General features: G+C 38.5%; 27 protein-coding genes. 8 read left to right on the forward strand and 19 right to left on the reverse strand.

Going from position 1 to position 26805, the window contains the following annotated elements; all coding sequences use genetic code 11:
• Positions 1–8 precede the first annotated feature (8 nt).
• Positions 9–1505 (reverse strand): UDP-N-acetylmuramoyl-L-alanyl-D-glutamate--2,6-diaminopimelate ligase, encoded by a 1497-nt coding sequence (locus ACFSFY_RS13180; RefSeq protein WP_381538736.1) that lies wholly within the window; start codon positions 1503–1505, stop codon positions 9–11.
• Positions 1506–1585: 80 nt separating this feature from the next.
• Here ACFSFY_RS13180 and ACFSFY_RS13185 point away from each other — a divergent pair, with 80 nt between their 5' ends.
• Positions 1586–2344, forward strand: a complete 759-nt coding sequence (locus ACFSFY_RS13185; protein ID WP_381538738.1) for an amino acid kinase family protein — start codon at positions 1586–1588, stop codon at positions 2342–2344.
• A 7-nt stretch (positions 2345–2351) separates the two neighbouring features.
• Here the strand turns inward: ACFSFY_RS13185 and ACFSFY_RS13190 are convergent, their stop codons facing one another.
• On the reverse strand, positions 2352–3425 hold the full coding sequence (locus ACFSFY_RS13190) for a CAP domain-containing protein (protein WP_381538740.1): 1074 nt from the start codon (positions 3423–3425) through the stop codon (positions 2352–2354).
• 231 nt (positions 3426–3656) lie between these two features.
• Here ACFSFY_RS13190 and ACFSFY_RS13195 point away from each other — a divergent pair, with 231 nt between their 5' ends.
• Together ACFSFY_RS13195 and ytvI are read left to right on the forward strand one after the other, a co-directional pair.
• Positions 3657–4022, forward strand: a complete 366-nt coding sequence (locus ACFSFY_RS13195) for a YugN family protein (RefSeq protein WP_381538742.1) — start codon at positions 3657–3659, stop codon at positions 4020–4022.
• 104 nt (positions 4023–4126) lie between these two features.
• Positions 4127–5185 (forward strand): sporulation integral membrane protein YtvI, encoded by a 1059-nt coding sequence (ytvI, locus tag ACFSFY_RS13200; protein ID WP_381538744.1) that lies wholly within the window; start codon positions 4127–4129, stop codon positions 5183–5185.
• 37 nt (positions 5186–5222) lie between these two features.
• On the opposite strand, the gene ACFSFY_RS13205 is transcribed toward ytvI, so the two are convergent.
• The 7 genes from ACFSFY_RS13205 to cyoE all read right to left on the reverse strand — a co-directional run bounded on the left by ACFSFY_RS13205 (position 5223) and on the right by cyoE (position 11761).
• Positions 5223–5684, reverse strand: coding sequence for a DUF420 domain-containing protein (locus ACFSFY_RS13205; RefSeq protein ID WP_381538746.1), 462 nt, complete (start codon positions 5682–5684; stop codon positions 5223–5225).
• Positions 5685–5711: 27 nt separating this feature from the next.
• A complete protein-coding gene (gene ctaG, locus ACFSFY_RS13210; RefSeq protein WP_381538748.1) occupies positions 5712–6644 on the reverse strand; it encodes a cytochrome c oxidase assembly factor CtaG in 933 nt (310 codons plus the stop codon).
• Between the two features lie 138 nt (positions 6645–6782).
• Complete coding sequence (locus ACFSFY_RS13215; protein ID WP_381538750.1) at positions 6783–7130, reverse strand: cytochrome C oxidase subunit IV family protein; 348 nt, start codon at positions 7128–7130, stop codon at positions 6783–6785.
• A 1-nt stretch (position 7131) separates the two neighbouring features.
• Positions 7132–7758: a cytochrome c oxidase subunit 3 gene (locus ACFSFY_RS13220; RefSeq protein WP_381538752.1), complete on the reverse strand. Its 627-nt coding sequence runs from the start codon at positions 7756–7758 to the stop codon at positions 7132–7134.
• Positions 7758–9632 (reverse strand): cytochrome c oxidase subunit I, encoded by a 1875-nt coding sequence (locus ACFSFY_RS13225; RefSeq protein ID WP_381538753.1) that lies wholly within the window; start codon positions 9630–9632, stop codon positions 7758–7760. The genes ACFSFY_RS13220 and ACFSFY_RS13225 overlap by 1 nt, the downstream gene beginning before the upstream one ends.
• A gap of 31 nt (positions 9633–9663) precedes the next feature.
• Positions 9664–10737, reverse strand: coding sequence for a cytochrome c oxidase subunit II (gene coxB / locus ACFSFY_RS13230; RefSeq protein ID WP_381538755.1), 1074 nt, complete (start codon positions 10735–10737; stop codon positions 9664–9666).
• Between the two features lie 106 nt (positions 10738–10843).
• Positions 10844–11761: a heme o synthase gene (cyoE, locus tag ACFSFY_RS13235; RefSeq protein WP_381538757.1), complete on the reverse strand. Its 918-nt coding sequence runs from the start codon at positions 11759–11761 to the stop codon at positions 10844–10846.
• 323 nt (positions 11762–12084) lie between these two features.
• Here cyoE and ACFSFY_RS13240 point away from each other — a divergent pair, with 323 nt between their 5' ends.
• Positions 12085–12996, forward strand: a complete 912-nt coding sequence (locus ACFSFY_RS13240) for a COX15/CtaA family protein (RefSeq protein ID WP_381538759.1) — start codon at positions 12085–12087, stop codon at positions 12994–12996.
• 774 nt (positions 12997–13770) lie between these two features.
• Here the strand turns inward: ACFSFY_RS13240 and pyc are convergent.
• The 3 genes from pyc to ACFSFY_RS13255 form a co-directional block, all read right to left on the reverse strand.
• Positions 13771–17208 (reverse strand): pyruvate carboxylase, encoded by a 3438-nt coding sequence (gene pyc, locus ACFSFY_RS13245; RefSeq protein ID WP_381538760.1) that lies wholly within the window; start codon positions 17206–17208, stop codon positions 13771–13773.
• Between the two features lie 14 nt (positions 17209–17222).
• The gene (locus tag ACFSFY_RS13250; RefSeq protein WP_381538761.1) at positions 17223–18404 is read right to left on the reverse strand and encodes an FtsW/RodA/SpoVE family cell cycle protein; all 1182 of its coding nucleotides are present in this window, start codon (positions 18402–18404) and stop codon (positions 17223–17225) included.
• 63 nt (positions 18405–18467) lie between these two features.
• Positions 18468–18749, reverse strand: coding sequence for an Fpa/YlaN family protein (locus tag ACFSFY_RS13255; RefSeq protein WP_381538763.1), 282 nt, complete (start codon positions 18747–18749; stop codon positions 18468–18470).
• A 179-nt stretch (positions 18750–18928) separates the two neighbouring features.
• Here ACFSFY_RS13255 and ACFSFY_RS13260 point away from each other — a divergent pair, with 179 nt between their 5' ends.
• Complete coding sequence (locus ACFSFY_RS13260; RefSeq protein WP_381538765.1) at positions 18929–19429, forward strand: peptidyl-prolyl cis-trans isomerase; 501 nt, start codon at positions 18929–18931, stop codon at positions 19427–19429.
• An 11-nt stretch (positions 19430–19440) separates the two neighbouring features.
• The gene (locus ACFSFY_RS13265) at positions 19441–19644 is read left to right on the forward strand and encodes a YlaI family protein (protein WP_381538767.1); all 204 of its coding nucleotides are present in this window, start codon (positions 19441–19443) and stop codon (positions 19642–19644) included.
• Positions 19645–19920: 276 nt separating this feature from the next.
• Here ACFSFY_RS13265 and ACFSFY_RS13270 read toward each other — a convergent pair whose 3' ends face one another.
• Together ACFSFY_RS13270 and typA are read right to left on the reverse strand one after the other, a co-directional pair.
• Positions 19921–20295 carry a YlaH-like family protein gene (locus ACFSFY_RS13270; protein ID WP_381538768.1) on the reverse strand — a complete coding sequence of 125 codons (375 nt, stop codon included), beginning with the start codon at positions 20293–20295 and terminating at the stop codon, positions 19921–19923.
• A 32-nt stretch (positions 20296–20327) separates the two neighbouring features.
• Positions 20328–22163, reverse strand: a complete 1836-nt coding sequence (gene typA, locus ACFSFY_RS13275; RefSeq protein WP_381538770.1) for a translational GTPase TypA — start codon at positions 22161–22163, stop codon at positions 20328–20330.
• A 101-nt stretch (positions 22164–22264) separates the two neighbouring features.
• Between typA and ACFSFY_RS13280 the strand changes: the two genes are divergently transcribed.
• Positions 22265–22450, forward strand: a complete 186-nt coding sequence (locus ACFSFY_RS13280) for a YlaF family protein (RefSeq protein ID WP_381538772.1) — start codon at positions 22265–22267, stop codon at positions 22448–22450.
• 42 nt (positions 22451–22492) lie between these two features.
• Here the strand turns inward: ACFSFY_RS13280 and ACFSFY_RS13285 are convergent, their stop codons facing one another.
• Positions 22493–23287 carry an inositol monophosphatase family protein gene (locus ACFSFY_RS13285; protein WP_381538773.1) on the reverse strand — a complete coding sequence of 265 codons (795 nt, stop codon included), beginning with the start codon at positions 23285–23287 and terminating at the stop codon, positions 22493–22495.
• 117 nt (positions 23288–23404) lie between these two features.
• The gene (locus tag ACFSFY_RS13290; protein WP_381538775.1) at positions 23405–23602 is read right to left on the reverse strand and encodes a hypothetical protein; all 198 of its coding nucleotides are present in this window, start codon (positions 23600–23602) and stop codon (positions 23405–23407) included.
• Between the two features lie 155 nt (positions 23603–23757).
• Here ACFSFY_RS13290 and ACFSFY_RS13295 point away from each other — a divergent pair, with 155 nt between their 5' ends.
• The gene (locus ACFSFY_RS13295; RefSeq protein ID WP_381538776.1) at positions 23758–24384 is read left to right on the forward strand and encodes a YktB family protein; all 627 of its coding nucleotides are present in this window, start codon (positions 23758–23760) and stop codon (positions 24382–24384) included.
• Positions 24385–24449: 65 nt separating this feature from the next.
• Here ACFSFY_RS13295 and ACFSFY_RS13300 read toward each other — a convergent pair whose 3' ends face one another.
• From ACFSFY_RS13300 to ACFSFY_RS13310, 3 genes are all read right to left on the reverse strand, one after another.
• Positions 24450–25232 carry a DUF3888 domain-containing protein gene (locus ACFSFY_RS13300; protein ID WP_381538778.1) on the reverse strand — a complete coding sequence of 261 codons (783 nt, stop codon included), beginning with the start codon at positions 25230–25232 and terminating at the stop codon, positions 24450–24452.
• Between the two features lie 125 nt (positions 25233–25357).
• Positions 25358–25846, reverse strand: coding sequence for a DUF4871 domain-containing protein (locus ACFSFY_RS13305; RefSeq protein WP_381538780.1), 489 nt, complete (start codon positions 25844–25846; stop codon positions 25358–25360).
• A 455-nt stretch (positions 25847–26301) separates the two neighbouring features.
• Complete coding sequence (locus tag ACFSFY_RS13310) at positions 26302–26712, reverse strand: hypothetical protein (RefSeq protein WP_381538782.1); 411 nt, start codon at positions 26710–26712, stop codon at positions 26302–26304.
• Positions 26713–26805 lie beyond the last annotated feature (93 nt).

Genomic DNA, 26805 nt, shown 5'->3' on the forward strand with positions numbered 1-26805 from the left:
ATAACAGATTAATTTACATCCGTGAATTGATTGGACAATAAATTTCGGCCTCGATTCACTTGTTTAGAGAATAATGCTTTTTTCGCCTCTTCTTGATCGGAAAATAAAAATACGCCCTCTGCCGTTTGTTGTGTTTTCTCATGCCCTTTTCCAGCAATTAAAACAATATCCCCTTCCGAAGCAAGAGCAATCGCCATCTGAATCGCACGTTTTCGGTCAGGTTCCACTTGAACCCCCTTAAAATCGTCTCGAAAGCCTTGTATAATATCTTTTATAATTAAATGCGGATCTTCACTACGCGGATTATCCGACGTAACAATGACCTGCGAAGAATATAAAGCAGCAATCGCTCCCATCTTCGCTCTTTTACCTTTGTCTCGATTTCCTCCACAACCAAAAACAGTAATGAGCTTCCCCTCACAGATACCTAAAAGCGAACGAAGGACCGCTTCAATCGCATCAGGAGTATGTGCAAAATCAACATATACTGTAATTCCATCCTGTTCATAACTCTGCAATCTTCCTTCAGGAAGCATTAGAGCACCCACATGTTTCATAATCTCTTTGATTTGAAAACCCAACTCCAAAAGAACTGATATTGCTGCAGCAGAATTGAGTTCATTAAAATTTCCAGGTACGGATAAAGGAAATTCTTGCTTTTCATTTCGAACCATCAAGTACAAATTCTCTTCTCTTAAAATACGAACATCTGATAATGAATGCGTGCCAAAATAAATGCATCTATTCGCAATGGAATCAGTCATCTTTACACAGACTTCGTCATCCCGATTTGCAATAAATACTTTTGACATATCCACCAATTTCTTTTTTGCACGAATATAATTAGATGTTCCGCCGTGCTCATCAATATGATCGATGCCAATATTAAGAAGAACCCCAATATCAATATCGCAGTAGTCCAATCTGCCTGTCGATAAACCAAGTGATGAAGCCTCTAGTACGATATGAGTGACACCCTCTTCCAAACATTTCCTGAGTAACGGTTGAAAATATTCCGCAGGCAATGTAGTCATATCAGGTGCTTCAAAGTCTATTTTCTTTCCATCGACAAAGATACCGGTCGTTCCAATTACAGCGCTTCGAACACCAAACCGACTTAATATTTGCCCAACAAAATGCGTTACTGTAGTCTTCCCATTTGTTCCGGTCACAGCAATAACCGTTAATTGTTCGGAAGGATTTCCAGCAAACCTTGCACACGCATAAGCCAAAAATCTACGACAATCCGGAACTGTAATAATTGGAATCCCATTCGTTTGAAAATGAACAAGAGATCGATCCATTACAATAGCTACCGCACCTCCATCGATAGCTTCCTTGATGTAACAAGCTCCGTCTACACTTGCTCCCTTTCGAACAACAAAAATATATCCTTGTTTAACATTTGCCGAGTGTTCAGTTATTCCACTAACAAATATCCCAAGGTCCTCCCCGACAGCTGTACATGGCCAGTCTTTAAGAAGTTCAGTTATAAGTAGCACCACTCTCTCCTTCCCGAACATTTTATTTCCTAGCGAATATATTGAGAGCGAACCTACTTTATCGTATGAGAAAAGTTTAGCGAATGTCACGAAGAAAGTTGGGAGCCTTGATGATTGTTCAAAAATACGGCGGTATAGCAATGAAAGATGAAACAACAAGAAAGAAATGTATTGAACACATAAAGAGCGGTATTCAAAAACACGAAAAAGTTGTAATTGTCGTCTCGGCAATTGGTCGAAAAGGCGACCCCTACGCTACAGACACCCTCTTAAATTTATCCAAGGCATTTGATGCAGATAAAGTTGCAAGGGACTTAATAGCGTCTTGTGGAGAGCTTATAGCGGCCGCAGTTCTATCCGCCGAACTCAATAGCTTCAACATCAATACAACCGTATTGCATGGTAAAAGAGCTGGTATTTTAACAACTGGCGAATACGGCGATGCAGAAATTGTACATCTGGATCCATCGGAAATTAATGCGTATCTCAAAGAAATGGATTGCATCATCATTCCTGGTTTTCAAGGGGTGAACACAAAAGGGAATGTGATGACTCTCGGTAGAGGTGGTAGTGATTTGACAGCCGTTGCATTAGCGGCAGCACTAAACGCTACACATACTGAATTTTATAAAGACGTTCCTGGAGTAATGACGGGTGATCCCCGTTTAACAAAGGAATCCAAAAAGATAGACGTGCTAACAGTAGACGAATTCCTACTTCTTCTGAATACTGTAAATCCCATAATTCAAAAACGTGCTGCACTTTATGCAAAATTAAAAGCGATGCCCCTATATGTACGAGGCATCGCAGGAACTGAAGATGGAACTTGGATTATTCCTTAAACCAAGTTTATTTTCTACGGTCATCATCTTTGTTCTTAAGTATTAAACTTTCACTGTAGACTTTTCCAAAAACACCCGTTCCAATATGTGTGAAATATTTATCCAACATCACTTTTCGGTGAGCGGAAGAATTTAACCAACCATGAACTACTTCAATTGCATCTACGTAATTTGAAGCAATATTTTCTCCCGCTCTTTTTTGATCAATACCGGCTTCTTTCAACCGATTTGTTAAATTGTCAGGTTCAAGCGCCTGAGAAGAAGAATAACTGCCGAGCATCAAATCTTTACTATGCTTTTGAGCAACAACTTTTAACTGATAATCCATTTCTAATTCAGGAATATTTCTCTTTTGTCGATAACTATTGGTCAGCTCAAAAATTTGTCTTTCTGCTGCTCTATCAACTTCCACTTGGACCGTCGATGAAGGTACATGCGGCACGAGCATTTCTCCCGTAAATGTCATATCGTACGGTTGATGAAGGACAAGTGTTTCAGGGTCTATAAACCGAACCCCTTCTAAAACCCCATCCACTTGATCCACGTAAAGTTGTGCATACAAGTCCTTGTATATAATCAACAATCGATTTTTCTGATCCTCACCATTTAAAGAAAAAGTATATACATTGTCATTTAGAGATACATTCACTTCTGATTCAACAATCGTAAATCGGTAAATATCTTCCACTTTTTGCCCAATCGTAAACGGTTTTACATCCGACAAAAGAGTGGATGTATATATTTGATTGACCTGGTTTTCAGTTGTAACACCCGCCATAAAATTAATATCTTCAAAATAGATCCACCAGTTATACCCATAGCTGGATGGCTCAATTCGGTCTGGTTTCCCCATTTTCTCTATTAATTCATCCGTACTTTTTCCCACATATGTAGATAATCCTTCAGCGGGACGGGACGTTTGAGTAATAGGCGCACCTACACCATCATTTAATTGAGGTATAGCGGTCACTTGCTTTGGCAATGATTCCAATAGTTCATTTTCTTTTATTCGATCATCTGTATAATAAAAGACTAAGAGTAACACAATAAGAACAACGACAACTTTCAAAAAACCTTTCAACCTTCTCACCTACTCTCACCAATGATTATGTATTGGAAAACGTATTCAAACATCGTTATGCTTTGCAGTACATCTTATTTCGACATTATATGCTTTTTATGAACATACCATTCGAATGATCCTCCGTTTGAGTATGACACAATGTTGTCATTGCAACTATTGTTGATTTGTTCTATTATGAATAGGTATAGGGAAATTACCTGGAAGATAGATTGAAGGAGGATACGTACCATGTATATTGAAAATACTGGCATTGAAAATATCGTTGCCGATTTATCTGTAATTGATGAAATAATGATGAAACATGATCTTGTTCGTGCCGGTCAATGGGACTATGAGCGAGTAACATATGACAAAAAGTATGTCATTAAAGAAGGCACATATTATCTACGTGTTTTTGGCTACACTACCGATGGAGACGTCGATACACGTGACGCAATGATGATTCTAAAAAAACCAGTAATTGGTAAGCACTATTACCCGCACGGCGTGGAATATGGCGAGGGAGAACATTTCCCGGAAACGTTAATAAAAGACTGTAACGCAACACTGAAATTAGTAAACGAAGCATTACTACCATATAACACAAAAAAATAAAAGTATTTCAAGACCGGAGAACCCTGCGTTCTTCGGTTTTTTTAAACGATTATATCAAAACTTTTGGTCATCGTTAAAATATGAAAGTAACGGAGGAATGATTTGTGTCAAAATGGCTTACGAAACGCAATTTTTTTATATTATTTAGTATTGCAATTGTCATATTAATTTTTATCTATATCGTTCCCGTTTCAGTACCAATCATTTTAGCACTTTTAACCGCCTTGCTCATTGATCCACTGGTTCAGCTCGCCATAGTAAAGTTAAAATGGAAACGAAAAATAGCAGTTATATCCGTCTTCATGTTTATACTAGTACTTATTTCATCTATTCTTTACTTTACAGTTAATAAACTTATAGGTAAAATAATTGATTTCGCTGAACAGGCACCCGATCTATTCAATAAATTATCAGGAATGTGGATTGATATGCAAACCAAGATGTTCCAATACACATCTGGCTTACCTATTGAAGTTGTTAATTCCATCCAAAGGGAATCAAATACTGTATTAAATTCCATGCGAGAATCCATTTTGCATATTTTAAGCTCTGAACAAATTCTTCTATTCGCAACAGATATACCTAATCTACTTGTGAGTCTCATTGTTTATATAATTGCTCTTTTCTTATTCATGCTTGAATTACCAAATTTAAAATTCAAGTTATTTGAACGCTTTACAGAATCCACAGCGAAAAAAGTGCGCATAATGGTTACCCGTTTGAATGCTGTATTAATCGGCTTTATGAAAGCCCAACTACTCGTAAGCTTTATCATTCTTGCCGTTGCATTTGTCGGTCTACTTATTGTAGCACCTAAATACGCAGTAGCTATGTCGCTTGTCATATGGATAATTGATATCGTACCGATACTTGGTTCGATTATCGTGCTCGCTCCATGGGCTCTCTATCACTTCATTAGCGGTGATGTGGCCACTGGAACTCAGTTAGCCACCCTAGCAATCGTCTTACTACTCATCCGGAGGATTGTTGAGCCGAAAGTGATGGGGTCTCACATCGGGCTCTCACCGCTTCCTACGCTAATCGCAATGTTTATCGGTTTGAAGCTTATTGGTTTCCTTGGATTCTTCATAGGTCCACTCCTTGTCATCCTTTTCACAACAGCACGTGAAGCTGGAATAATAAAACTTGATTTCAAAATATAAAAAAATGCTCCCGCATCAACTTTGCGGAAGCATTTTTTTAAAACCCTAAAATAGCTCTGAACATCGATGTCACTTCTCCACCTTTGTAAAACACATACAACAGCAGATAGACAGCAACTCCAGTAATTGCAGTGAAAAACCAAATAATGCTTGTAATTGGACCAAGCTTCCGATGCTTCACTAAATTGTTTTTAAGTCCGGCACGAATCGTCACAACACCAAAAACCGCTCCAGTTGTTGCTAAAATGATATGAAAAATTAAGAAAATCGTATAATAGATTTTCAAATCATCCGGTCCCCCGAAAGATGTATTCCCTACCAAAATTGTGCGTGATACATAAATAATTAAAAACAAAACTGCTGCAACAGCAGCTGCGAGCATCGTTTTTTTATGAGCTTCAACTTTCTTTTGGACAATTAAGTACCACCCTATTGCAACTAATACCGCAGATAGGATTATAAAAAATGTGCTAAGAGTTGGTAAAAACGGCACACCCATTACATAAAACCTCTTTCCCCAAAGAAACTATCCATGCATCGTAAGATTTTTACGCATTAATAAATCTTTTTGTGTGATTTCATCTGCATTTGCTTGTTCATCTTTATACCAAGTGATAAAGATTTTCCCAATAATCACGACATAAATTACTTCTTGTATCATTTTCATTAGAATACCACCCAATTGCTGATCCTCTAGTGACGGCATATTTGTAAACAATTCAGGTCCTGAAATTCCAAGTCCTGACAATCCAGATAAAGTGCTTGCTGGAACACAAAGAGCCATCGCCTGTAACCAAGCCTCACCTGATGTATATGTTTCATAAACGGGTACATCTACAAAAATAATTAATGTACAAGCTGGTGTGATCAGTAGAGCGCTCAACATAACATAACCAATCTTCTTTAAGCCGTGAAGCTGAGGTTGACCTTCAAGCGTATTCACAATAGGCCACCAAAGAAAGAATGCTGCTAAAAATAAACTGATTGTAAAAACTGAATGCAAAGTAAGACTTAATTTCACTGTATCCAAAATGATTGGATAGTGATAGAGCGAAAACATAACCGTGAAAACCATTAAACTAATTACCGGTTTTGTAAACAAAGAAATAATCGCATTGAGAATTTTAACATCAAATACTTTTTTCCACATCCAGTTCGGAATACCGATGATCAAAAATGGAGCAACTATAAGAAGTAATATAGCCATTTGCACCATATGCACTGAAAACAAGATATGACCTAATAAGTCTACCGGTGATCCTTTAACAATATATAGTAAAATCATTCCACTGAGGAAATAGTTAATATTTCTACGCGTAAGAGGAGCGGAACCTTCAAAACGATCTTTCCACTTAACTGTAAGTAGGAAATAGACTACAACCAGAGCAGCTAGAGCCAAGAAAAACCACGGGCTCCAAAGTGCACGAAATCCAAATATGCTTAATGGTATCAATGCCATCTCTCCTTCAATTATAACTACTTACTAGTATAAAACGAACTGCTCATGAACTCAATGTACGAAGTATGACTTTATTAAATAAAATAGGAAAAGCCTATGGAAAAGTATAGATTCCACAGGCTTTTCGTAATTAAATTCTTACCACCATACGATTGTAAGAAATGTTAAAACAACAAGGAAAGCTAGAAATGCACCAGTATACATGAACATCATGGCTGTACCATGACCTTTTTCGCTCATATGCATGAAATAGTACAATTGTAAAGCTACTTGAACTCCCGCAAACAACATTAGAGTGGGCATTAAGAAATAACTCGAAAATCCGATTACCTCTGATTGATATGCCACGACCATTGTAAACGAAATGATTGTTAAGAAAATCATTAATGAGAACATCATTATTTGATTTCGCATAGATTTTCTTGCACGTCTCTGGCCAAGTTCCAGTTCAACAGGTGATTTTTGATAAATATCGATGCTCGACATATTAACCTATCACTCCCATCAAATAGACTACAGTGAAGATAAATACCCAAACGACGTCAATGAAGTGCCAGTATAAAGAAAATGTATAATATTTCGTTGCATTATACAAATTCAGTCCGCGTTTAGAGTTACGGTAAATCAAAAGCGTGATCCACACTAGACCAATTGCAACGTGGAATCCGTGAGCTCCTACAAGAGAATAGAACGACGAACTAAATGCACTACTACCGAATGTAAAGCCTTCTTGTACGTAGTGATAGAATTCATACACTTCCAACATAAGGAAACCAAGACCAAGGAAAGCAGTAATCGCTAACCAAAGTTGCATCTTTTTGAAATTGTAATTTTTCATATGATACATTGCGAACACACTTGTTAGTGACGATGTAAGTAGAAGCATCGTCATAACAAATACAAGCGGTAACTGGTAAAGCGATTGAGTAGTATGCTCCATACCACTCGGGCCTTTATTTTTCAAAGCAAGATAAGTAGCAAAAAGTGTTGCGAATAATATCGTCTCTCCACCAAGGAAGAGCCAGAATCCGACGAACTTATTTTTTGCTTCAAGTGTTGCTTTTTCCGGATTATCCGGCCACGTTTCAGGGGTGAATTTCTTATTCAAATCCATTATTTTTGTCCCCCTTTACGCTTTAAATCTCTTAAAATTTCTTCTTTTGTAACATAATAACCTGTATCATCTTGCCATGAGCGAACTGCCATTGCTAAAAATACCCATACAAGACCACCAATTAGAACTGGAAGACCCCATGCTTGTTCAGTTCTGAACATTACACCAAAACCAGTAACGAATAATCCCATACTTAAGATGAATGGAATAATTGAACCGTTTGGCATATGAATATCCTGAATAGGTTCTGCAGGTGTTATTCCAGATTCATTACCTTCTGACTTTTCAATCCATACCGTATCAAGTCCACGCACAAGTGGCGTCTGTGCAAAGTTGTAATACACTGGCGGCGACTCAATCGCCCATTCAAGTGTACGACCATCACCCCACGGATCATTTGCAACACGTACGTTTTTAATTGTAGTAATAATAATGTTATAAATCAACACAGTTATACCAATTGCCATTAACACGGCACCAGCAGTACTGATTGCGTTTCCTGAGTTCCAACCTTGTCCGTCCATATACGTGAAGACACGACGTGGCATACCCCAAAGACCTAACCAGTGCTGAATTAGAAATGTTAAATGGAAACCAACTAGGAAGAACCAAAATGTGATTTTACCTAATCCTTCACTCAACATTGTACCGAACATTTTCGGCCAATATAAGTGAACTCCTGCAAGAATACCAAGAACCGTTCCTCCAACAATTACATAGTGGAAGTGAGCTACGACAAAGTATGAGTCGTGTAATTGGTAATCCAGTGGCGCTGTTCCAAGCATTACACCAGTTACTCCACCCATAATAAAGGTTGGAATAAAGGCAATTGCGTAAAGCATTGGTACCGTTAATTTAATACTACCGCCCCACATTGTGAGGAGCCAGTTAAATATCTTAACACCGGTTGGGACAGCGATTGCCATCGTAGCAACCGAGAATATCGCGTTTGCAGTTGGTCCAAGACCTACTGTAAACATATGGTGAGCCCAAACCATAAATCCAAGGAAACCGATTAATACTGTAGCAAATACCATCGATGGATATCCAAAGAGACGTTTGCGTGAGAAAATCGAGAATATTTCCGAGAAAATCCCGAATGCAGGTAAAATCAATATATATACTTCAGGGTGACCGAATATCCAGAATATATGCTCCCAGATAATAGTGTTACCACCCATAGTATGGTCAAAGAAATTACCGCCGAACATTCGATCAAATGTTAAGAAGAATAGACCGATTGTAAGTGGTGGGAATGCGAACAAGATCATCGCTGAAGCGACAAACGTAGTCCATGTAAATAATGGCATACGCATATACGTCATTCCCGGAGCACGCATGTTAATGATCGTTACGAGGAAGTTAATCCCCCCAATAAGGGTACCTCCACCTGCAATTTGAAGACCTATTGCATAAAAATCAACACCATGTCCTTCGGATATTAGTGAAAGTGATGCATAAGAAGTCCAACCTGCATCAGGTACTTGTCCGATGAACCATGACAAGTTTAGAAATACTCCACCAAAGAAGAACATCCAAAAACCTAATGAGTTTAAGAATGGAAACGCAACGTCACGTGCTCCAATTTGGAGTGGCATTACGACGTTCATAAATCCGATCAATATAGGCATGGCCGCTAAGAAAATCATTGTGGTACCATGCATCGTAATCATTTGGTTAAAAGTTCCGGCACTGATTAGATCGTTGTTCGGTGTAAGGAGCTGGAAACGAATAATCAATGCTTCTATTCCACCGAGTACGAAGAAGAATCCTCCACCAAGGAGATAAAGGATTCCAATTTTCTTATGGTCGACTGTTGTTAGCCAATCCCATAATGCCGCGCCAAAACTTCTTTTTTGAGCAACTGAACTCACTTTGTAACCTCCTCTTCAATTTCACTTATAATTACTTCTCAACGGTTAATCCCATGAGATATTTTGTAAGTGCATCTAAATCATCATCTGAAATCATGTCTTCTGGAAATGCTGTCATTAGATTGCCTGGTTTGTGTTTCTGCGGCTCTCTAATCCACTCTTTTAATTTCTCTTCAGTGTGATCCATATATCCTGCAACACGGTTACGGTCACCGAATGTTGCTAAGTTTGGACCCGCTTTTTCGTTGGACGCACCAACAGCTGAAGTTGCATGACATGCGATACAGCTCTGTGCAAATACTTCTTCTCCAACAGAACTTGAATCATCAACGACTAGCTCTTCTGTATCCTGCATTAACGCTACCCAATTATCAAACTCAGCACGAGGCATTGTTTTTACTTTAAAGTCCATTAATGCATGGGAAGGGCCACAAAGCTCAGCACATTTACCATAAAACGTACCGTCTTTTACATCTTTAGAGTCCATGTCAAAAGTAAGATAAAACTTATTAACGTTTTCAACGTTATTATCTAACTTACCACCAACTGCCGGTATCCAGAATGAGTGCTTAACGTCAGCAGCCATAAGATTGAAATATACTTTTTCGCCCATTGGAACGACAAGTTCTTGAGCGGTAACAATTCCTAAGTCCGGATATTCAAATTCCCACCAAAATAGTTTTGCTGTTACATCTACAACGAGATGCTCGGCATTTCCATCTTCATCTACGTTTTCCATGGCAGTAACATCCCCAAGTTTATATGTATAATAAACCATTGGAACTGCAAGTAAAATTACAAGAAGAATTGGAATTCCCGTCCATAATAATTCCAGTGTGTGACTTCCTTCTGTTTGTTCAGGGACATGATCTTCCCCCAATTTCGAACGTCGGAAACGTACGAGTGCTATTACGTAAATAATCATTACTACAGTAATAACGAACAACATGATAAATGAAGATAATAGTAATAAGTTGAACTGATCTTTACCAACTTGCCCGGTCGGAAGAAGTGCCGATAGTTCCTGCTGACCACATCCCGATAGGAACACAGTCAAAACTGCTAGTAAAGAAAAAAGACGCCACTTTTTGAGTCCTTTCATCATCGCTTAATCATACCTCTCTTTCTGTAAAAAATATTATTCTTGTTCAAAGAACTTCTAACACTAACACTTCTATGTGAATTCCTGTTGAAAGAAAGAATTCCGTTTGTTAAATGAACAACGAGAAAATGATTATAGAGACAAATAGTATCGTCATATAATTGAGAGAATAGACAAACATAGTTGTCGCCCACTTTAAATCATCTTTCGCCTTAAAGCCTTTAAGTGCAAAATACAGCCATCCTATGTTCAATAAGGTTGCTAATATTAAAAAGCCTGCACCTAACTCTGTTAGTAGAAACGGTAATGGGAAAAGTAACAACACCCATACCAGCATCGACTTCTTTGTTCGTGCAAACCCTTTTACAACAGGCAACATTGGAATGTTTGCTGCACGATACTCATCGGTTCTACGCATTGCAAGTGCGTAAAAGTGTGGTGGTTGCCAAATGAACATGATTAAAAACAATGCCCACGCTCCTGCTCCCAATGACGGTTCGAAAGCAGCCCAACCAATTAAAGGCGGAATCGCTCCTGAAATACTTCCAACAACAGTATTTCCAACATGCTTACGTTTAGACCACATAGAATAGAGTACTACATAGCTGAATACTCCTGCAAGTCCCCATAATCCTGCTGCAAAGGATGCAGAGAACAATAAGAACTCACCTACAACAATGAAAGTAAGCGCGAGTGCCAATACTGGCGGTGCTTTAAATCGACCTGTGACTGTTGGCCTGGATTTTGTTCTGGACATTATCGGATCAATATCTCGATCAATTAAATTATTAAGTGCAGCAGATCCGGCAATTATTAATCCAGTACCTCCTAATGCGAAAAACAGTACATCAAGATTTTGAAAGAAACGCTCGTTACTTAGCTGTATTGCAAGAAATAGACCAGTAAATGTCGTAATCATGTTTGAATTGACAATACCGATTTTAATAAGCGCTAGAAAGTCCTTCAATAATGATTGTGCTTCAGCATCGGATTGAACAGCTGGTGATAATGCACGACCGTTTGACATTTTACCCCTCCCTTCATCTATTTGAGTGAAGATCCTATACCTTCACTATATCGAAATTCGAGTATAATTTCTATACATAAGCAAATTTTCCTCAGATTTTCGAATTATGTTGACACATTTGTTCTGGCATCCTCTCTATACTAATCCATTTAGCCGGTTCATTTGTGAAGATATAAGGACTCTTTTATGAACAATTTGTGAAAAGAGTCGAAGTTTGATGAATTCAAATTGCTAGACGTTGTTTTTTCATCGTTCATTCGTTATCATCAAACAAGCGGGGACCTTGAACCGATGGTCATCATTAATTAAAGAAGGTGTCTAATTTGGGCTATAATAAATACTTGAAATGGTTTGCGGTTGCTTCAACAGTAGGAATGCTACTGATCCTTCTTGGCGGAGCTCTTGTAACTAAAACAGATAGCGGCATGGGCTGTGGTCGTCACTGGCCTGGTTGTAATGGCCAACTCATTCCTGATGTCATCACTGCAGAAGTTCTCATCGAGTTCTCTCATAGACTCGTAACGGGTTCTGTCGGTATCTTAATACTAATACTGGCCGTATGGTCATGGAAATCCATTGGACATATTAGGGAAGCTAAATTCTTATCTGTAATGGCAGTATTCTTCCTTATCTTACAAGCTCTCATTGGAGCTGCACAAGTAATGTGGGGTCAAGGTGATTTTATTCTTGCACTGCATTTCGGAATTTCTCTAATTTCCTTTGCATCCGTTCTACTTCTAACACTTCTTATATTTGAAGTAGATAAGAAATTTGATACTGAAAATGTTCGCATTGGCAAAACACTTAAAAGGCACACAATTGGAGTTGCCGTGTATTCTTACTTTGTTGTTTATACAGGAGCGCTTGTAAGACACACTGAATCTTCACTCGCCTGTAAAGACTGGCCATTGTGTAACAATACCGCATTTGAATTACCTAGAAATCTATATGAGTGGGTCCAAATGGGTCACCGAGCTGCGGCAGCACTTATTTTTGTTTGGATACTCGTAATCGCCATTCATGCAATTAAACACTACAAAAACCAACGCGTCTTTTATTGGGGTTGGATCATTGCATTGATACTCGTGTCTGGACAAGCTCTCACAGGCATGATCGTTGTACTTACAAGACTCAATCTTTACTTTGCATTGCTCCACTCATTATTGATTACATTACTTTTCGGTTTATTGACGTATATGATATTACTCGTTTCCCGAAGCAACTCAATGAAATAAAAACGTTGAAGCTATTCCAAATGGAGTAGCTTTTTTTAATGGTTGTACAATTTATGACGTTGGTAAAATCTTTAATTAATATATATACTAAACTAAGAATTCTGTTGCTACTCGCTGATTTCCGTTCCGACCGGACGCGTTCCGTGGGGCGTGCGTCGAGCCTCCTCGTCGCGAAAACCACGCTCCTGTGGGGTCTCGACATTCGCGCTGATCCCATTGGAGTGTTTGAGCCGTGGTCATACACGATGTTGATTATGCAGTCGTTGCGACAGGACGTCGCGTACTTAGACTGCGTCTGCACTCCAATCAGCTGAAAAGTGTGTGAGATATAAGTTCAAACTATAAGGGAATAAATTATTATACAGTTAGAAAACACCTTCAATGTAATACTCTTTATTCCAATGAGCAATCTTAGTTGCTTGGAGTGCAAGGCGGCGACTCTGGCGGAATTAGCGGGACAGGTAAGACCCAGCAGGGAGCGTCAGCGATCAGATGCGGCTTACCGCCCGGCCCTAAGAAGAATGGTTTTTATTCTTCGCTAGCAGAACGCGTCCGCCTGGAACGGAAAGCAACGGGATACTTGAAAACTTAAATAAAAGGACTACCCCAAAAATCAGTTTGCACCGACTTTCTGGACAGCCCCGTAGCAAATAAATAATTCGGTTATAGTAGGCTATAATTCTTCACCCACGTCATTCGTCAAAAAAACTTTTTAATCGAAAAAAGCATTTAAAATCGAAATGAATACGATTTTAAATGCTTTTTCTTTAGTTATTAAACCTCAATTTCAATAAGCAAATCGCCTGTTGAAATCGATTCCCCTGCAGTTACATAAATCTCTTTAACTGTACCGCTAAATGGTGCTTGTATTGTTGTTTCCATTTTCATAGCTTCAGTAATGAGTAAGTGCTCGCCTCTTTTTACTTTAGCGCCTTTCGAAACAGCAACTTTTAATACAGTACCCGGCATCGTTGCAGCAATATGCGTTTCATTGGTAGGGTCTGCTTTCACTTTTCGAACATGATCGGACTCTACATTCATATCTTCGATGATCACTTCACGCGGCTGTCCGTTCATTTCAAAATACAGAACGCGAGTAGCATCCGATTGAGGCTCCCCTATTGACACAAGTTTTATAATAAGTGTTTTACCCTTTTCAATTTCCACTTCAATTTCCTCACCAAGACGCAATCCGTATAGAAATTCTGGTGTTTTTATAACAGACACATCACCAAACTCTTTGTTAATTGCGGAGAACTCATCAAACACTTTCGGATACATTGCATAAGAAAGAGCTTCATGTTCCGTACTTGGGCGTCCTAGCTTCTCGCTTAACTGCGTAAGGAGCAATTCGAAGTCAACTTCTTCAAGCAGTTCACCGGGACGAACCGTGATTGCTTCTCTTCCTTTTAAAATCACTTCTTGAAGTTCTTTCGGGAAACCACCATAAGGCTGACCAATATAACCTTCAAAAAACTCAATAACCGACTCAGGGAAATCAATAGACTTACCTCGAGTTAACACTGAAACTTCATCCAAATTATTTTGTACCATGAATAAAGCCATGTCTCCAACAATTTTAGATGAAGGTGTTACTTTAACAACATCCCCAAACAGTAAATTGACTCGAGAATACATGTTCTTCACTTCTTCCCAACGTTCGCCAAGACCTACCGCTTTTGCTTGTTGCTGCAAGTTTGAGTATTGACCACCAGGCATTTCATGAACATAAATCTCTGTATGAGGACTGTTCATTCCACTTTCAAATGTTTGGTAATATTTACGTACATCTTCCCAGTAGTACGATAAGCTTTCAAGCGATTCAACATTAGCTCGAACATTTCTCTTTCCACCTTTTAAAGCGTAATAGAGTGAACTTGCTGAAGGTTGTGATGTAAGTCCCGCCATTGAACCAAGTGCTGTGTCAACGATGTCTACACCCGCATCTATCGCTTTAGCGTACAAGTAAATACCGTTTCCACTTGTATCATGCGTGTGCAAGTGAATTGGAAGGTCAACAGTGGCTTTCAATTCTGAAATAAGACGGTATGCCGCCTCTGGCTTTAATAAACCAGCCATATCTTTAATTGCTAAAATATGAGCCCCTGCAGATTCAAGGTCTTTTGCCATCTTTTTATAATAATCAATTGTATATTTGTCTCTCTTGTCATCAAGAAGGTCCCCAGCATAACAAATCGCCGCTTCGGCTACTTTTCCTGCATCACGTGTTGCGTCAATCGCAACTTCCATTCCTTTTATCCAATTTAAGCTGTCAAAGATTCTAAAGACGTCTATTCCAGCATCTGCTGATTTCTTCACGAACTCTCTGATGACGTTATCCGGATAATTGGTATACCCAACAGCATTTGCACCTCGGAATAACATTTGAAACAAGACATTTGGAATTTGCTCGCGTAATTTAATCAGTCGATCCCAAGGACTTTCCTTTAGAAAACGGTACGAAACGTCAAATGTAGCTCCACCCCACATTTCGTATGAAAACAAGTCGGGCATGAGTAGGGCAGTTTCGGATGCAATACCTGTTAAATCTGCTGTTCTTACTCTTGTTGCAAGTAAGGATTGGTGTGCATCTCTAAATGTTGTATCCGTTAAAAGTACATCATCCTGCTCTTTAATCCATTTCACGAGACCTTCTGGACCTAGTTGGTCTAGAATTTGCTTAGTTCCAGGTGTTGGCGTTGTAAGTAGATCTATTGATGGTTTTCGAACCGGATGGAAAACTGGTTTAGATTTCGTTTCAATACCAGGGAAACCATTAACTGTAACGTTCCCTAGATAATTAAGTATTTTCGTTCCTCTGTCTTGTCTAACCGGAAATTGGAATAATTCCGGTGTCGAATCAATAAAACCTGTATTGTAATCACCAGTTAAAAAGTTTTCGTGTTTCACAACGTTTCTCAAGAATGGAATATTGGTTTTAATTCCTCGAATTCTAAACTCCTGCATATTACGATCCATTTTTGCAGCAGCTTCACGGAATGTCATTCCCCATGTAGATACTTTAACAAGCAGTGAATCGTAATAAGGTGTAATCACTGCGCCTTGAAATCCATTCCCCGCATCAAGTCGAACACCAAATCCACCACCCGAACGGTACACCATAAGTTTACCTGTATCTGGCATGAAATCATTAAGCGGATCTTCTGTCGTAACTCGTGATTGAATTGCGTAACCAAAAAGTGGTATATCTTTTTGAGCTGGAATACTTTCTATACCATCATGTATGTTCTTTCCATCTGCTATATATATTTGTGAATGAACAATATCAATGCCTGTTACCATTTCGGTAATTGTATGTTCAACCTGAATTCGTGGGTTTACTTCGATAAAGTAGAATTCTCCATCTGAAACTAGAAACTCTACTGTTCCAGCGTTGACATAACCGATATTTTTCGCGAGTTTAACAGCAGCATTACAAATCTTCTCTCGGAGTTCATCACTGAGTGAAATCGAAGGTGCAATTTCAACGACTTTTTGATGTCTGCGTTGAATTGAACAATCGCGTTCATAAAGGTGAACGACATTCCCATGCTGATCCCCGAGTATTTGAACTTCAATATGTTTCGGCTTGTCTATGTATTTTTCAACATACATTTCATCTGAGCCAAATGCCGATTTTGCTTCTGATTTTGCACGTTCAAATGCCTGTGCAACTTCTTCTTCAGAATTTACAATTCGCATACCACGACCGCCGCCACCAAGTGAAGCCTTCACCATAATTGGGTATCCGCTCGACTTACCGAAGATTGCGACTTCTTCAACTGTAGAAACAGGACCATCGCTGCCAGGTATTACAGGCAGTCCAGCTGCTATTGCTTGCCCGCGCGCTTTTACTTTGTCACCAAACATATCTAGATGCTTGGAAGTAGGTCCTATGAAAATAATTCCTTCTTCCTCTAAACGACGTGCAAATTCAGACGTTTCAGCTAAAAAACCATAACCCGGGTGAACAGCATTCGCTCCTGAATCTTTAGCGATTGCAATAATACCCTCGATATCCAAGTATGCATCAATGGGCTTTTTACCTTCTCCTACAAGATAAGATTCATCCGCCTTGTAACGGTGGAATGAACCACTATCTTCAGTAGAATAAATTCCAACGGTTGCAATGTTCAGTTCGGTACACGCACGGAAAATACGTATTGCTATTTCTCCGCGATTGGCAACAAGAATTTTACTAATCTTCTCCATCTCAAGACACTTCCCTATCTAATTATGGTTTTTTGGTTTTCATGTTTGACAAACATGGATATGTTCATCAAAATGCCTAAAGACAACGATAGCAGAATTACAGACGTTCCGCCATAACTAATAAACGGCAGCGTCACTCCAGTGAGTGGCATCAGCCCCATAAGTCCGCCAAGATTAACAAAAGTTTGAATACCTATCATACTACCAATCCCAGCAGCAAGCATTCTTGCATGAGGATCCTTTGTTTTCAATGCGATGGATAATGCTCTTAAAACAATAAATCCAAGTCCACCTATTACAACAATTGCTCCAAGAATACCCAGCTCTTCCGAAATGACCGCCATAATTACATCGGTTTGCGGTTCAGGTAAATATCCCATTTTTTGAAGTGAGTTTCCGAGACCACGCCCTTGAACCCCTCCAGAACCAATTGCAATATATCCATTTGCGATTTGATATCCAGAAGTTTGTAAGTAGTCGAACGGATTTAAAAATGCTTCAATCCGTCCTTTACGACCACCTGTCATAATTGTGCTCCAGTTCAAATAGAGAAAACCAGCAACAGCCACCATACCAATCGAAATTAGACCACTCATCTTTAAAAAGGTTCGCCTTTTTAAACCACTGGCAACAATTACAGAAAATGCCGATAAAATAATGATAAAAGACATCCCTATATCCGTTTCCATCATGATTGAAATCACTGCAAAAGTAAGCACTAAAACCGGTGGACCTAATGATTTATTTAAATTATCTATCGTTCCAGCATTATACTTATTCGCAAGGACACCCGCAAAATAAATAATTAAAACAAGTTTCGCAACTTCTGAAGGTTGTATGCTCCCAGCACCAAACGGGAGCTTTATCCAACTCTGCGCACCAACTGTATCTCCGTAACCAATTTGATGTACAAGTCCAAGAAGGACAAGCATAATTAAAACAGAAGTTGCCATAAAACCTTTCCGTTTGTAATGTTTGTAAGGAAAAAAAGCAGCCAAAAAAAAGACCGGATACGCAAGTGATAGATTGAAGATTTGTTTCTTAAAAAAATAATCGGCGGGCCATCCATATTGACCAACAGCCCATACCATGCTCGCGCTGTAAATCATAACGAGACCAAATAACGTTAATATTAAATATGTGAAAAAAAGCGGATAATCAAAATTCCTTAAAAATCGTTTAAAATAAGTTTTCATTCACAAGAACCTCAATTTCGTTAAACAAAAAACCCAAACCTGAAGTAAGTTTGAGTTTTTTGTCTATTTTCTCATATATATATCATGTAAAACAGTCATTTCTTTTTCAAGTGAAAAAAGAATTTCGTTACCATTTACACGTTCGACTAGACCAATCTTTACTGCAAAATCAATTTCACGAGCAAGTCCAAACATTTGAGTGTCTAACACTTCTTCGTATAAAGGACATTGTGGCATCGTCAAATGATCCATTTGGACTTTAATCAATTGAGCAATTTTATCGGCATCCACCTGAAGCTGCTTCATAGCCTTTTCTTTATATGTTTCTTGCAAATCGATTTCCATGAGGACGCCCCCATCAAACTTTTATTTCTTACTTGATTATTAATAAATTGTATCTTTTGAAACGAGAAATTGCAAGTGTTTCCCCTTTAAAATTATGCTTAGGATTCGAAAGCTTTTCCTTGTCGTACGAAACAGTTATACTAGTTTAAAATAGGTTACTGAACTTAGGAGGAATTTTTTTGGAATCAATCATACCGATTAAAGGAAATGTGCGTTTTGGAATAACAATGGATCCAAGTATTTGGATATTTGATGACCGACGTATCGATTTGGAAACTTTTTTCACAAGCGGTCACGTAGAAGTTGATGAACTTGAAGAATACAAAAGAAGCATGGGAAAACATTGGTCTCGCGAAATTATGGAAGGGGCAACATTCCCTCCCACTTTGGAAACAGAAAAGCAATACGAAGAAAACAAAGACATTACAGGAACTTACGGCATTTATTTAAGTCATTTCCTAAAGAACGCTGAACCGAATGAAGATGCGCAAACCTTATTCATCGAAACCTCTTCCGGAGATGAACATTCAGTTCCTGTCGAAAAAGCAGACGAACTCATCTTAAAGTTTTGTAACGATGGTAAACCACTTAAAGAAGATGGACCTGTCCATGTCATTTTTAAAGATGGATCGAATGCAGATAATCCAATTCGAAATGTTACAGCAATAAAAATTAAATAGGAGGCTATCCAATGCGAGTGAAATGCGTCATATGCGATGAAACCGGGCAGCTGCTAGATGAAGCGCCTCTTGCAAAGAAGCTAAGAAATCGTCCCATCCACACATATATGTGTCCCACTTGCGAAAACCGGATTGCCGAAAAAACAAATGCACGAATCGCAACCGGCAACTTCGTCTTCAGAAGAAGTTCACACCCAATCGAAAAAGAGTTTTGAGCCACCAAAAGCGGAAGCACCTGTTCAGCCCCGACAGGCACAAGGCCGTTTGCTGAAGTGGCGTACTTCAGCCACATAAGCGAAATGACTTGTGACCCAAGGGCCTAGGTGCTGGAGACTAGACGCCACCAAAAGCGGAAGCACCTGTTCAGCCCCGACAGGCACAAGGCCGTTTGCTGGAGTGGCGTACTTCAGCCACATAAGCGAAATGACTTATGACCCGAGGGGCTAGGTCATCCAAACTAAATAACTTCAAAAAAAGGACTCCAACCGCTTTTATGCGGTGGAGTCTTTTTTGTCGGTGCCTTTATATTCATTCATTCTTCGAGCACGGTAAATTATTAATATAAGTGCTGCTACAATAAGTCCTTCTACAATTGGAAGGAAAAATGCAAGGAATGTCAATATGAGACATCCAAGAAAAAGAAATATATAGATAGCGACCGTTTGTAACGGTCTTAATTTTCGCGCAAATCCTAGTTTAAACACCAGTGCCGACAACAGAAAAACGACGGCTAAAAGGACGTACCCGGCAATTGTATAATCCATCTCACCATTGCTTGTAGGAGTTCCAAGACCTTCATAAATGAAGCGTGAGATGCCTGACATTCGACCGAATACTAACTCCGAATCCGCAACACTTGAATTCATTTTAAAACATCCCTTTCATTACAAGAGAATTTTTATTCGTTTTTCTTCTTTTTCGTTACACGTTCACGTTCACTTTTACCAAGAATCTTCTTACGAAGACGAATAGATAAAGGAGTTACTTCACAGTACTCATCATCATCCAAATACTCAAGTGACTCTTCAAGTGTCATGATGCGTGGCTTCTTAATAGAAACGGTTTGATCTTTGTTTGCAGTACGAATATTCGACTGTTGCTTCGCTTTTGTTAAATTGATCGTTAAGTCTGTGTCGCGGTTATGTTCGCCGACAATCATACCTTCATAAACATCTGTACCTGGTTCAACAAAAATCACACCACGTTCTTCTACATGTAGAATACCATAAGGTGTAGCAGTTCCGTTATCCATTGATACAAGAACACCTTCAGCACGGCCACCTACGCGACCTGAAGTCATTGGCTGATAGCTATCAAATGTATGATTCAAGATACCGTAACCTCTTGTCATTGTTAGGAATTCAGTTGTATAACCGATTAGACCACGAGCAGGTACTAAGAAGATTAATCGAACAGTTCCCGATCCACTGTTCACCATATCAACCATTTCACCTTTACGAGCTCCAAGTGATTCTATTACAGCACCCGTATGCTCTTCAGGTATTTCAATTTGTACACGTTCTACAGGTTCGCTCTTTTTACCGTCAATTTCACGAATGATTACTTCCGGTTTAGAAACTTGAAGTTCAAAACCTTCACGTCGCATGTTTTCGATCAAAATCGACAAATGCAACTCTCCACGTCCTGAAACGATCCATGAGTCCGCGCCAGTTGATTCGACACGAAGTGAAACGTCTGTTTGAAGCTGTTGATTAAGACGCTCTTCAATCTTTCTAGATGTTACCCATTTTCCTTCACGGCCTGCAAACGGACTGTTGTTAACAAGGAATTGCATTTGTAGAGTCGGCTCATCAATATGCAAAAGAGGTAAAGCTTCAGGATGATCTACAGGACAGATTGTATCACTAACATCGATTCCTTCAATTCCTGAAATTGCAATTAGATCGCCTGCAAATGCTTCTTCAATATCAACACGTTTTAAACCTAAAAATCCTGACATTTTAGTAATACGATGGTTTTTCACTTTACCATCACGTTTCATTACTGCAACTTGTTGTCCAACCTTAATCGAGCCACGGAATACGCGACCAATACCAATACGGCCAACATAATCACTGTAATCTAAAAGGGATACTTGGAACTGTAAAGGCTCTTCGCGATTATCTACAGGTGCAGGAATTTTTTCAAGGATTGCATCATAAAGAACTTGTAATGTATCTTCTTGATCCTCTGGGTTTGAAGATAGACTTGCAGTACCGTTAAAACCTGATGCAAAAACAACAGGGAATTCAAGTTGTTCATCATTTGCTTCAAGTTCAATAAACAGTTCTAAAACTTCGTCGACAACTTCTTCAGGGCGAGCAAAATCTCGGTCAATTTTATTTACAACAACAATTGGCTTCAAGTTTTCCTCTAATGCTTTTTTAAGAACAAAACGAGTTTGTGGCATACATCCTTCATATGCGTCGACTACGAGAATAACTCCGTCAACCATTTTCAGAATTCGTTCTACTTCTCCACCAAAATCAGCATGTCCTGGTGTATCTAGAATGTTGATTTTTGTATCTTTGTAAAGAACTGCTGTATTTTTCGCTAAAATTGTAATTCCTCGTTCACGTTCAATTACGTTCGAGTCCATGGCACGGTCATCTACTTGTTCATTTGAACGGAAGATACCAGATTGCTTCAATAGTTGATCGACTAACGTCGTTTTTCCGTGATCGACGTGGGCGATGATAGCAATGTTTCTAAGATCATTTCTTAAATTAGTCATTTTTTCACTCCATTATTCTTTTTTCGCATGCTTAACTGTGTTATTATAGCACAAGATGAACCTAGACAATAAACTTTTTATCATATTCGGAGGGATTTTTTTTGAAAGACATCAAATGGACTTTTGTTTTCTTTGCAATTGCTGCGGTAATAACGATGTGCGGAATTGGTATTTCAATCGGTGCAAACAGCATACCTGGCGCAATTCTATCCGTTTTAGCATTGCTAATCGTCATGGGTTTCGGCTTTAAAACCAAAAGTAAAATGCGCAAACAGGGCTTGCTATAAAAATCACCAACGAAACGGTTGTCCATTTTGGATAATCGTTTTTTATTTTTTCATTTCAATATAATTCGTCAAAATTTGTTCGTGCAACCCCGGTCTTGCAACGATAAATGGCTCTTGAGAGAGTAGACCTGGTTTATCACCATTGAAATTTGTCGCAACCGCCCCTACCTCTTGGGCAATAATAATACCGCCCGCAATATCCCAAGGAGATAATCGCGTAGAAATGTATGCATCTAATCGGCCTGACGCAACATATGAAAGCTCCATCGCTGCTGATCCATAGGAACGCGTACCACGGCATGTTGTAATTAAATCCATGATTTTCTCGTTATTAACGTATCGATTTGGAGCAACCCACCTCGCATTAATGCCTACAATAGCTTCATGAATTGGTGTAGGTTCTAACTCCGGAAGAAGTTCATCGTTAAAATAGGCGCCTTCTCCTTTTGCTGCGTGATAAAAATCATCCCCCATTACATCGTATATATATCCGAGCATTCCCACTCCCTCAGCATATATGCCCAGTGAGATTGCAAAATTACGTTTTTGATGGACAAAATTCATTGTCCCATCAATCGGATCTAAAATCCATATAATTCCGTCAAGTGAAACAATATTATCGCCAAATCCTTCCTCACCAAATATCTTATGAGTCGGGAAATCTCTTTGAATTCTGCTTATGAAAAATTGTTCGATTTCACGATCTATGTTTGTTACTAGATCGTTTGGATCTGCTTTCGAATCGATATGTATTTTATTGAAAAAAGAGATGCGTATTTTGTGTCCCGCTTCCTTTATCAATGATTTTGCATAACGATCAACTGCTTGCCAGTTCAATTACCTCACCCCCTAAAACTGATCACCTATTAAGTATAACGAAAAAGACATCCAATTACACAGTTCCCGATTAAGGAATTTGTGTATGGACGTCTTATTTACGTTGCTAAAGTTTTATTATTCAAAACCATTCAGCATCTCCAGTTCATGGTGAATCTCTGTCAACCTTCTTTTACTTTTCATTTTCTGCTTGCCATCTGCTTGTTTTACTGCATCGTATAGCGTCGCCAATTCATAATCAAGTTCTAATTGTAGGAGCTTTACATATTCTCTTTCTACATCAATTTTTCTAATTATATGCACAACTTGTTTCATAACCGACACCCCTTATCGCATTATTGTTTATAGTTCCTCCATTATTATTACGATATGCAGCTCCAACTACATATTCTAGTCATAAGCCTTGTTGTTTTAGATTATTCCCCTATTTCTGTTACGATAAACGTACAATGTGTAAAGGAGGACTAATTATGACTAAAAGTTTTTGGACAACTGATGATTTCGATGTTTTTTCAATAGATGGACTCGAAAATCGAATGAATGCGTTACAAAATATTATTCAACCAAAATTCCATGAACTAGGCAGGCATTTTGCTGATCGACTATCCGCACACGGTACAGATGAGTTTTTCCCACATGTTGCAAAACATCTGCGCCGAACCGTAAATCCTCCAAAAGACAGTTGGGTTGCCTTTGCACCAGCCAAAAGAGGGTATAAGGCTCTGCCGCATTTTCAAATCGGTTTGTGGGGAACGCATTTATTTATTATTTTGGCAGTTATTTATGAAAACCCAGACAAAAAAGGGATTGCGGAACGACTTGATCAAAACAATAAAGCATTACTTTCTTTACCCTCTACATATATCGTTTCAGGCGATCACATGAAACCTGACGCCACACACATAAGTACCATAGGAGTAGACGGGCTTGATAAGTTGTTAGAAAGACTAAAAACTGTTAAAAAAGCAGAATTCTTAGTTGGAAGGCATTTAGTGCGCGAGGATGCAATTCGGATGTCCAATGATGAATTCATGGCATATGCAGAAGAAACTTTCGATGAACTGCTCACTATTTATGACATTGTAATCGGAAGATAATAATATGAAAAGGGATGCAAAACCATAATGGTTACGTCCCTTTTTTTGTAGTATTCATTTTAAATTCAGTCAAAATCTAAAGGGATTTTATCGATATCAGAAACGTCTTTATGTTCGTATGTTAGTACTTCAAAACCTGGTATTTGCAAAGTAATTGTATCAAATCCAAACGGGGGCATTCTCGGTCCTTCATAAGTAACAATTTCGATTGTTACAGCGTACTTATCATCATTTTCATCCCAAGTAATGTCCGTTATTCTTTCAGAATCAAAAAGCCTTTCCTCACCATAGTTCGTCTTTGTCGCCCGAAGGATTTCAGGTCCAATCGTCCTTAGGAATGCTTTTTCAAGAATAACTTCACTTCCAACAGTAGGAAGTTTCTTCTCTTGCCTATTAACTACTTTCCACTGGTCATTTTCTTTTTTTAACGTAAATAAGATATTCACTCCATCCAACTTGACTGCATGTATATACGCAAGATCGTCTTTCACATAAATTCTTGGTTCTTTAACCCATTGCCGTACATCAGATGTTAATACAATTAAAACAGTCTTACCTAGGGGTGAAACTTGTCCTTTATCATCGTAAAAAGGAAAATCTCCAAAGGTATATAATTCGCTAAATCCATTTAAGTTAACATCGAAGTAATACTTATTAATAAAGTCTTGGTTCGCCCTCTCTTGCTTTGCAAAAGCGACATAAGTTGCAGAATCCACTTTGGTTTTCACATTATCGAATGAAACTTCTTCCATGAATTTCTCATTTGTCAATTTTGCACTTGTCGGTAAAATTCTATGGACATTTGTTATCAATAACAGCATGAAAAAGAGGGGGATTATTTTTTGCATCTATTCACCTACCCTGTTTAAGGGTATTTTCCCCCGAATTTAAAATAATATTCGCGCGTAAGAAATTTGACCTGATCCAGATATAGCGTTCGTTCGTTAGGTAAGTAAATAATAAGGCACACTCATTATTCATTAATTTCATAAACTAACTGATCAAATAATTTTTCATCCGTATAAATCAATAGTGCCCATTCTCCTGCCTTTGGAATTTTCACACTTGAAGGTACATGAGCATCCGCTCCATTATTCTCTCCTGCAAGGTTTATTGTCCAACCTGTTGTCAAAATTTGATGAACAGTTCCCGTTTCTTTGTGAAGACCAACAACCGTTAGTTTGGTTGCCACAGGGTTTTCAATTCCCCAAAGATGCCACATCCATTTTTGACCGCTTAGACTTGGCATATCGGCACCAATAACGCCTGATTTATTTTCATTCCCCATAATGTTGTCATTGAACGTCACTGCTTTTTTATCCCAATCAATTTTTTCAAAATCGCTTTCTTTAACAAACTCTGGTATATCTCCCGGTAAATTCAATTCACTTTCATTATTAGAGCAACCTACGACTAAAAAAAGTATACTCAAGAAAATAAATACCACAATTTTTCGTTTCAAAAAATCCTCCCCTTACCATCGAACCGAATATTCCGTCTATTTATATTGCATTTCAACACTAAAAATGACTCAACTTACTTCTTTAACAAAAATAGTTCTTCAGAGAAAACCCAAGACAATATATTTTTAAATAGGTGTAAAAAAGCACCCCATTAGAGATGCTAAATCAACTAAGTACACTTAGATATAAGTCTAGAGAATCCTCTACTTCACGTTGCACTAGTCCTATAAAGTCGCTGTAGTCTTCTGTTTTATGTGCTTTATCAAGTGCATCATAATAGGATAATCGATTTTCTACCTTAATAATTACCCGTGAATTCTTTCTATTATTATACCGTCTAATGGTAACTTCTACACTAAACCAATACTCCTTACTAATAAAATACAGTTATTTCAATGGATGATACACCATACATTTCTTCGCTATCATCCAATTCTAAACATGGGAAAATTGCTTAACCTTCAACAAGCCCGTAGTATTTTATAAGTTTCCCCTCTGATTCTACGAGTAAAATTGGACCCCCAACTTCTCCTTCTTCTTTAGCCGAAAATATTTTTGCACCGACAGGTAATTTGTTCGACATTTCATCTTCAAATTTTGTATCTGTATCATTTCTTGTTTTGATTTCTCCTACTTGTTCGCCTTTTGTTAATGTTAGCTCTTCAACCCAATCAATTCCGGTCTGATAAATCACACCTTCGAATTGAAATATATCAGCGTTAGTGTCTAAGGTTAAAATCTCTGTTGCATCAGGATTTTCAGTTTTATGAGTTTCTATTTTACTTGAATTCGATAAATTAGAACATCCAACGGCCATTAATAAAATGAATATAGATAAACCTAAAAATAATTTTGGTATTCTCACACAATCCCTCCTTTTATCGTTAGACGGTCAGAGGTAAAATAAGTTACCTATAAGTTCTAGAAAATGGATCGTTCACACTAAAATTGCGCCCGT

This window comes from Sporosarcina siberiensis (assembly GCF_042681925.1).
Taxonomy (GTDB): Bacteria; Bacillota; Bacilli; order Bacillales_A; family Planococcaceae; genus Sporosarcina; species Sporosarcina siberiensis.